This is a genomic window from uncultured Methanobrevibacter sp., from assembly GCF_902771435.1.
Taxonomy (GTDB): domain Archaea; phylum Methanobacteriota; class Methanobacteria; order Methanobacteriales; family Methanobacteriaceae; genus Methanocatella.
The window spans coordinates 1-7,731 of sequence record NZ_CACXXB010000050.1 but is presented as its reverse complement, the minus strand read 5'-3'; the positions used below and the strand labels follow the sequence as shown (position 1 = coordinate 7,731).

At 39.1% G+C, this 7,731-nt stretch carries 11 protein-coding genes; 3 read left to right on the top strand and 8 right to left on the bottom strand.

Going from position 1 to position 7,731, the window contains the following annotated elements:
• Positions 1–888: hypothetical protein (locus tag QZU83_RS09605; RefSeq protein WP_295611782.1), on the top strand; the 888-nt coding region annotated here is incomplete at its 5' end.
• Here the strand turns inward: QZU83_RS09605 and QZU83_RS09600 are convergent.
• The 4 genes from QZU83_RS09600 to QZU83_RS09585 are packed head-to-tail and all read right to left on the bottom strand — an operon-like array spanning position 869 to position 3,885.
• Positions 869–1,939, bottom strand: a complete 1,071-nt coding sequence (locus QZU83_RS09600) for a glycosyltransferase family 2 protein (protein WP_295611781.1) — start codon at positions 1,937–1,939, stop codon at positions 869–871. The genes QZU83_RS09605 and QZU83_RS09600 overlap by 20 nt on opposite strands.
• Before the next feature lie 10 nt (positions 1,940–1,949).
• On the bottom strand, positions 1,950–3,005 hold the full coding sequence (locus tag QZU83_RS09595; protein WP_295611780.1) for a glycosyltransferase: 1,056 nt from the start codon (positions 3,003–3,005) through the stop codon (positions 1,950–1,952).
• Positions 3,006–3,056: 51 nt separating this feature from the next.
• On the bottom strand, positions 3,057–3,446 hold the full coding sequence (locus QZU83_RS09590) for a hypothetical protein (protein WP_295611779.1): 390 nt from the start codon (positions 3,444–3,446) through the stop codon (positions 3,057–3,059).
• 13 nt (positions 3,447–3,459) lie between these two features.
• Positions 3,460–3,885, bottom strand: a complete 426-nt coding sequence (locus QZU83_RS09585) for a universal stress protein (protein WP_295611778.1) — start codon at positions 3,883–3,885, stop codon at positions 3,460–3,462.
• A gap of 100 nt (positions 3,886–3,985) precedes the next feature.
• Between QZU83_RS09585 and QZU83_RS09580 the strand changes: the two genes are divergently transcribed.
• On the top strand, positions 3,986–5,104 hold the full coding sequence (locus QZU83_RS09580) for a cation diffusion facilitator family transporter (protein ID WP_295611777.1): 1,119 nt from the start codon (positions 3,986–3,988) through the stop codon (positions 5,102–5,104).
• A 70-nt stretch (positions 5,105–5,174) separates the two neighbouring features.
• On the top strand, positions 5,175–5,531 hold the full coding sequence (locus QZU83_RS09575; RefSeq protein ID WP_295611776.1) for a hypothetical protein: 357 nt from the start codon (positions 5,175–5,177) through the stop codon (positions 5,529–5,531).
• 26 nt (positions 5,532–5,557) lie between these two features.
• Here the strand turns inward: QZU83_RS09575 and QZU83_RS09570 are convergent, their stop codons facing one another.
• The 4 genes from QZU83_RS09570 to QZU83_RS09555 are packed head-to-tail and all read right to left on the bottom strand — an operon-like array spanning position 5,558 to position 7,658.
• On the bottom strand, positions 5,558–5,851 hold the full coding sequence (locus tag QZU83_RS09570) for a hypothetical protein (protein ID WP_295611775.1): 294 nt from the start codon (positions 5,849–5,851) through the stop codon (positions 5,558–5,560).
• Complete coding sequence (locus QZU83_RS09565) at positions 5,848–6,138, bottom strand: hypothetical protein (protein WP_295611774.1); 291 nt, start codon at positions 6,136–6,138, stop codon at positions 5,848–5,850. The genes QZU83_RS09570 and QZU83_RS09565 overlap by 4 nt, the downstream gene beginning before the upstream one ends.
• A 30-nt stretch (positions 6,139–6,168) precedes the next feature.
• A complete protein-coding gene (locus QZU83_RS09560; protein WP_295611773.1) occupies positions 6,169–7,308 on the bottom strand; it encodes a zinc ribbon domain-containing protein in 1,140 nt (379 codons plus the stop codon).
• A gap of 14 nt (positions 7,309–7,322) precedes the next feature.
• Entirely contained in the window at positions 7,323–7,658 is a 336-nt protein-coding gene (locus QZU83_RS09555) for a zinc-ribbon domain-containing protein (RefSeq protein WP_295611772.1), read from the bottom strand.
• Between the last annotated feature and the right edge of the window lie 73 nt (positions 7,659–7,731).

Here is a 7,731-nt window from a genome sequence, read left to right as displayed (position 1 = left end):
AATTTCATCTGTTTTCCTCCGGGAGCATCAGACAGGGACAAGACAACATCTTCCGGAGAACTGAAGGTTCCTCCATTTTTTTCAAGATGGAAATGGCACAAATACTTTGACGAATCAACAATAGCGTTAGCAGATCCGATGCTCTTTTTAAATGATGAAATCAAGCTGGGATGGTTCATTGGAGTCGAAGACCACTGGTATCTTGAAACAGCATCCGAAATCATTAAAAAACTGGCCGTCAATCAGAATGTAGCCAATGAAAATATACTGTTTTTCGGCTCAAGCGGAGGGGGATACGTTTCAGTATGCTTTGCAACACTCATTAAAAATTCAAAAGTGGTTGTAAACAATGCACAGTTCTTTATTTTAAACTATTATCCGAGACTTGTCAACATGGCATTCAAGGCAAACTTCAAGTCATTCAACGGTTTAAGCCAGGTCGAGATAATCAACAGGATAATGTACAGGCTGGATACCCTGGAACTTTTCAGAAGGGAAAAATATGCACCCCACATCACATATTACGTTAACGTGAAGTCAGAAAACGACATCATCAACCAGACAATACCGTTGCTTTCCAGCTATTATGACCATGAATATTTCAACGGTTTGAACCTGATTTATTATGGTCAGGACGCCAAAAAACCCCACAACCCATTGCCGAATGAGATTACAATAAACATAATCAAAGAATATGCCAAAAAGAATCTGTACAATGCCAAAAAAGACCCTTATGAATCAGAATTCAATATAAAAAATGTTGAAAGGGTATTTATAGATGAGAAAAAGGCTAAAAAATCCGCAAAAAAAGACAAGAAATCCAAGAAAAAGGATAAGAACGGTAAATTAAAAAAATTCAAAAGGCTGTTCAACCGCGTAAAGCCCTAAATATTCTTTTGAATACATTTTCCTTATTTTTTGAAGGCTGGTTTAAAGCATCCTTTTTCACTTCATGAGCCTCATACAGCTTTGCAAATTCCTCATAATCCTTTGAATTTACAACGTCCTCGAATCTCTGTCTGTTCGGCTCTTCAATGATTTTTAAAAATTCATCGCAGTACTCATGACCTACCATTTTTGTGAAATCCTTCTTCATTTCACCGTAGAAATATGGTTTGTATTCGTCCTTGACCTCTTTGTATCTTCTGTAGGCTGAATTCATCTTGTTGTCATAAAGTCTTGCCTTATATTTCTCAAAATAGCCATGATTAATGAACTTTTGAATGATCATGTTGTTTATCATGATTGTGCTTACGTAACGCTTGTCCTTGGCTCCGGTTGATGAGTTGATGTGCCTTCTTCTGATGTAAAGGCACTCCTTTAAAAAATAGATTCTCTTTGCATTGAAGAGTATCTCCCAAAAGAATATGTTGTCATGAAAAATAAGGCCTTCGGCAAACTTCGCGCCGCTTCTTTTAACAAAATCCAGGTTGTAGAGCTTGCACCATGGTGTTACTGATACCTTAAAGATATAATCGCCCAAATCATCCATGTCAAATACTTTATCTCCGGCCCTTTTGGCAACCTTCTTCATGTCATAATAGAAATGGCGGTAGTATTCCCCACGCTCGTCGTCATAGTTTATGGCCTGAAAGATTACAAAATCAACGTCCTTTTCCTCAGCCACATCATAAAGCCTTTCCAGTGCGTCAAGCTTAATCATGTCATCGGCATCCATGCAGTATAGATACTTTCCTGTTGTATATGTCAGAGCCTTGTTTCTTGCAGCTCCTCCGCCCCTGTTTTCCTGATGGTATACCTGAACACGGTCGTCCATATCCCTGAATCTGTTGAGGATTTCAAGGGATGAATCGGTTGACCCGTCATCAACACATATTAGCTCCAGATCTGTCAGGGTCTGGTTCAAAATACAGTTTATTGATTCCTCCAGATATTCTTCGGCGTTGTATACCGGCATTATAACAGAAACTTTAATCATTTATCGACACCTATTTCAATATTCTTTTTAAAATCCTTTTAAATTTATTTGGCTTTTCCTTTTGTTTTGATGATTTTTTGCTCTTCATAAGTTCATCAAATTCCTCATGATTTCGGGCTTTAAGAGTACTGAAGAATATTTTTTTGCTTTTTTTGCTTATACTTGGAACGAAACCGTCAACGAATTGCTGGTCCTGGGCTATCTTTTCATAGTCGCTTTTCATCGCCTGGAAATATTCCTCCTTAAGGTCATCCCGGATTCTGTCATACCAGTGCTTGACCTTATCGAATTTCCTCATGCCCAGCCCTTTCTTGTAGTTGTCAAACTGATTGTGGCGGATAAATATGTCCCATATCATGTTGGAGATGGTAATTGCGTCAAAATAACGCCTGTCTCCTGCACGTGTTGATGATTCGGAATGGTTTCTTCTGATGTATAGGAATTTCCTGTAGAAATATATTCTCTCTCCATTAAGCAGTATGTCCCACCAGAATATGTTGTCATGAAAGATAAGGCCTTCGGCAAACTGTGCCCCGGTTCTTTTTACAAAATCAAGGTTGTAGAATTTGCTCCATGGCGTTGAAGAGGTATCGAAGAGTAGGTCGCCCAAATCTCGGTATGAAAAAACGGATTCGCCAACCTTGTCTGCAATGTTGTCCATTTCAAATATCTTTATGTTGTTGTAGGTGTTCTTTTCCATATTATAGTTTTTTGCCTGAAACATTATGAAGTCAACATCCTTTTGTGTTGCAAGTTCATAACATTCCTCCAGTGCAAAAGGCTCAATCAGATCATCTGCATCCATGCAATAGAGGTACTCTCCGGTAGTGTATGTCAAAGCCCTGTTTCTTGCGGCTCCTCCGCCGCCATTTTCCTGATGGTATACCTGAACACGGCTGTCTTTAGATGCATAATCCTCTAGTATCTTGAGTGAATTGTCTGTGGAACCGTCATCAACACATATCAGCTCCAAATCTGTCAGTGTCTGATTCAGGATTCCGCTTACTGCTTCATCAAGAAATTTTTCAGCATTATAAACAGGCATTATTACAGATACCTTTACCATACGCACACCTGGAATTTATAGTAAAAAAAATAGTTTGAACGGATGAGGCGATTATCCTAATCCGTCGTTGATATTAAGATCGGTCAAGCTATGTGTCGGCTTGTTGAACATTGTACCGTTGTAGTTGCAGTGAAGGGTATAGTTACCGTTGTCAAGGCCCTGAAGCTCTACTGAACCTTCACCCATGTCATCGGTTGTAACCTCATACTTGTGGGCCCATCCGGATTCATCCAGAATCTTTAAGTAGACCACTTCGCCTGGATAGGCGTTTCTGTACTCGTCGGTAAGCATGATTCTTATAGAATCGCCGTTCTTTAAGGTAGTATTGCTCAGCACATCGATTTTGGTATTGTGGCTATTGGCTGATATATAAGCAAATGCCCCTGCAGCTATCAGTAGTATAACAACAACAGCTACGATTACAGTTCTTGTCTTATCCATCAAATCACCCTTTTTAATTATTATGAACTAATAAAACATCAACATCAGCATTCTTTAGAACCTTTTCTGCAACGCTGCCTAAAATGAATTTGTGAAGTCCGCTTTTACCTGAAGATGAGATGACTATCAGGTCAACGTTTTCCTCTTCTGCAACCTCATTGATAACTTCGGCCGCAAAACCTGTCCTTACCATGGTTTTAACGTTCAGTGATGGATCGAACAGCTTTTCCATATTTGCAACAGCTGTATCGGCCTCTTTTTTCAATACCTGATTGAGTTTCTTGACTTTTTTTCTGCTTTGAAAAGCGCTTGAGGTCAGTTTTCCTGCAACGGACAGTATGATTATTTCTCCGTCATCTGCAATCAGTTTTGTTACTCTTTCAACTTCTTGCTCGGCATATCCTGAACCATCAGTGGGAAGTAAAATTTTCTTATACATTATATTACACCTTATAGTATGTATGGATATATTTATCTCTAATGGTTAATATGTTTTATTTATCATCATTTTTAATAGAATGAAAAATATATCTAAAATCATGAAAAACGTTGAGAAAAGTGAAAAGTCAAGAGAGGAAATAATCGTCAGAACAAGCATAATCGGGATTGTAGTCAACCTTATCCTTGTAGCATTCAAGGCCACAATAGGAATCCTTGTAAATTCCATTGCAATTACATTGGATGCCGTAAACAACCTGACAGATGCATTGTCCTCAATCATCACTATCATCGGTACCAAACTTGCCGGAAGAAAGCCGGACGCCGAACATCCATACGGATACGGCAGAATCGAGTATTTCACATCAATCATCATTGCCGCAATCGTGCTGTGGGCGGGAATTACTGCACTTACAGAATCCGCTCCTAAAATATTCCATCCGGACGTGACTAGCTATACAACAGTTTCACTTGTCATCATTGCCGTTGCGGTTGTCGTGAAATTCGTTTTGGGAAAATACGTAAAAAGCGTAGGGCAAAGCGTTGATTCACAGGCACTTGTTGCCTCCGGAAGCGACGCATTCTTTGACGGGATTTTATCCTTTGCCACACTTGTTGCGGCCATCATATCAATGTTTTACCACATATCCCTTGAGGGAATATTGGGGGTAATCATTGCATTGGTAATCATCAAGGCAAGTATTGACATGATTCGTGAAACAGTCGACAGCATGCTCGGTGACAGGATCGATTCAAAACTGTCACATGACATAAAACAGTCCATCTGTGAATTTCCGGGAGTCTACGGAGCATACGATTTGATTCTTCACAACTACGGACCTGAGGAAATGCAGGGGTCAGTGCATATTGAAGTGGATGACGGCTTGTCCGCCATTGATATCCAGAAGCTCACCCGTAAGATAACATTTCAGATATATGACAAGTTCAATGTTGCCCTTACAGGAATAGGAATCTATGCAAAAAACGAAAAGTACACTGACATCCGCTCAGATTTGGAAACAATCATCGGGAAATATCCTGAAATCAAGGAAATTCACGCATTTACTGTGTTTGAGGAGGACAATCTGATAACCGTTGACATGATTGTGGATTTCAGTGCGGACCGTGAGGAGATTAAAAGCAAGGTTTATGATGAAATCAAATCCAAACATCCGCAGTTCAACTACATGATAATTGATGATTATGACTACAGTGACTAAAAATTAGTTAGAATTGTTTAAAGAACTGTTAAATAGTAGTTTAAATAAAAATAATTAATAGGTGAATATTATGGTTGATAAAAAAAATATAATATTAATCGCTATTGTAATATTGGTAATTGCTCTGGCAGCCGTTGCCGCATTCATCTACACAACTGACAGTCAAAATGCTTTGGGCAACATCACCAACACAACCCAGAACAAAACTGTTATTGATGTAGATAAGGCTAACAACACCACTATTGTTGGAGACAACTCCCTAAGGGCAAACAATACTACAAACAACACTAACACCACCTATAAGGTTTATAACCCTCAAACAGACAAATATGTGCCTGTAATCGGTGAAAAATTCGATCAAGAGGTTAACAGATGGTACACTTATGACCAGGATGGTGTAAGATACTACAACACAAGAATTAATTAAGTTTAATTCTTCTTTTTTTATTTTTTTCAGTCAATGAATACGGAATTTATAAGGTTATCCCTGTATGTCGTATCGTCCTTCAGGCTTTCTATGTGATGGATGACGTTAAGTTTCAAATCCTCAAGCTTTATTCTTGTTTCAATGTCGTTGAAGTCAACTTCAAAGAGAAATACGTATCTGATTTCCATGTCCTGATTGTAGACCACCCAGTTCGGACCGTTTATGTCGAGAAAGCGAATTGACCACTGTGACATCAGCGAATTGATTTTTGATGAGGTATCCTCAACGTCAAAGTCCTCATCCAAAAACATTTCCTTCATTGGTAAAAGTCCTCTGGGTTCAGATTAGGTATAGTCACTTCGATTTCTTCACGGTTGAAAATGCCGAGCATTGTTATTTCGCTTTTTTTAACGGAAATTGCCTGTGAAACGTTTTCATCCTCAACGGATATCATTGACAGGTTTACCCATTCCTCGTCTTCGCCAAGATACATGCATGGCTCAAAAAGCTGGTATTTTGTGATGATGGTCATAAGCAGATCCTTGACCTCAACCTCATTTCCTGTATGCTGGCGGTTCAGCTCCAATATTCTTTCCTTGATATTCATAATAATCATTATCCATATAGTTTTTAAAATTTACCACATCTCGTTTATTTCCATCAGTTTTCCGATATTTGCAGAAGCTGCGGCAAAGCCTTCCAGAAGAACAAACTGAATTGCCCTTAAAAGTCCTTCATCATTCAGCAGGGTGCAGTTTTCAAGTCTCAGCTGTGCGTAGTTCGGGTCATCGAGAATGTCCTGGCGGAACTGTGCCTTGATTTCAAAAAGCAAATCGTCATCGATGAAGGATTCCATAATGCCTTTTATTACATTTGCATCAGTCCTTTCTATTGTCTTTTGTATGCTTAAAAATGATGAGTAGTCCTGATATCCGAAGAGAGTGAAACGACCCTCAACTGTATGGGCTGCATATTCATCAATCAGGCAATTTTCGCTGCTGAATGATAATATGAAAGCTATTATTGATTCCATCTCCCTGGTTTTTGACACGTCAAGCAGATTGCATAGGATATGTGTCAGCATTTCCTTATTTAAGAAGTGTGTCAGCTCATGAAGCATAGTGGTAATCTGGAGTGAATCGAGCTGCCTGTCATCAACATGGATTTTGTTGAAGCTGTAATAGCCAAGCTCTGCCCCATATGATTTGTATTCGACATCGACAAATGCTTTTGTAAATAGAATCACCTTTTCCAGAATTGTCAAATCATCCAGTCTGATTTTATTGTCCTTTATTGCCTTGTCCAGATTTTTAAGTGCTGTGGATTGTATGCTTTTGATGATTTTGTCAAAATCGGCCATTTCAAATTGAAAATCATTTATTCTTATGAGGTTTTCCTGGGTCAGAATGTCAGCAAATTCATCCAATGTTTCAGATCCGGTGAATGTGAATTCATGCTCAACGGTTATGGCTTTAACGTCAAAGCTTTCAATGTCCTTTAGCTTCACGTTACACTCAAAGCAGAAGTTTTCATATTCAGGATACTTCTCACCGCATTTGGGACATATTTTGGTCAGTTCGATGTCTGCAACTGCATCGCACAGACAGGCATCCTCCATAAAATCAATTTCGCGGTGCTCGGCATTTTCCAGCCTGAAGGCTTTTCTGGAATAGAAAACCTTTTCTCTCGGAAAAATATCATCTATCAATTGCCGCTTTTCTATGTCTGGAGTGACATATTCGGATAAATTATTCAGATTGCCGTACATCTTAAACACTCAAAATAGCCTCGTTAATACATCATCATGCCCATCATGAAACTGATTATCCATACTATTACAGACAGTGCAATAATTACAATACCGTATGTCTTTGCATTTGAGCTGTCTTTTCGGGTAACCAGATATATTCCAAAGATAAAACCGAAAAGGGGAATCAGAACTGCACATATGAAACCTAGAACCACTGCCACGGTATGGCTGTTTTCTGTGGCCGGAGGACGGTATGAATAATTGTTCTGGGATGTGTTCGGTGTGGTGCTATATCCGCTTACATCCTTTCCGCAGTTTTTGCAGAATTTTGCTTCATCAACCAGTTCCTCGCCGCAAAACGGACAGAATTTTGACATTATTCCACCTTACCGAATATCATTTCCACCAGTTCGTCGTCTGTTTTGTAGTATCTGACGTTCAGTGCCTGAA